We start from the raw sequence: 434 nt of genomic DNA on the forward strand, positions 1-434 counted from the left end.
TGGCTGGCCGTCGAAGCCGACTTGCTGTCGGATCAAACCGTTGGGCGTGTAGTCCAGCTGATATTTTTCGCCGGATTCGTTTTCGATTTCGGTCAGCAACAGCCGCGCCGAGTCGTAGCGGTACTTCAGCTCGCTGCCGTCGGGGTTCAGGCGACGGCTGACCAGGTGCAAGTCGTCGGCGTATTCGTAGCGGGTGACCCGCCCTTGTTCATCGCATTCGGCGGTGACCTTGCCGTAGGCGTTGTAGCGCCAGGTCCGGGTGGCACCGTTGGGCAAGGTCACCTGCAGCAGGCGGCCGACGGCATCCCATTGGTAGTGCGTGAGCGCGCCGTGTTCGTCCTGGCGGCTGAGTAAACGCCCCAGGGCGTCGTAGGAAAAACACCGGCGACTGCCGTCGGGCAGGATCTCTTCGGTCAGTTGGCCCAGGCGACTCC

At 63.4% G+C, this 434-nt stretch carries 1 protein-coding gene; it reads right to left on the reverse strand.

Annotated elements, in window-relative coordinates; translation table 11 throughout:
• On the reverse strand, positions 1 to 434 hold a 434-nt coding region (locus AB4Z20_RS28080), incomplete at both ends, for a hypothetical protein (protein WP_442091248.1).

It is taken from the genome of Pseudomonas sp. KB_12 (genome assembly GCF_052114545.1).
In the GTDB taxonomy this organism is placed as follows: domain Bacteria; phylum Pseudomonadota; class Gammaproteobacteria; order Pseudomonadales; family Pseudomonadaceae; genus Aquipseudomonas; species Aquipseudomonas brassicacearum.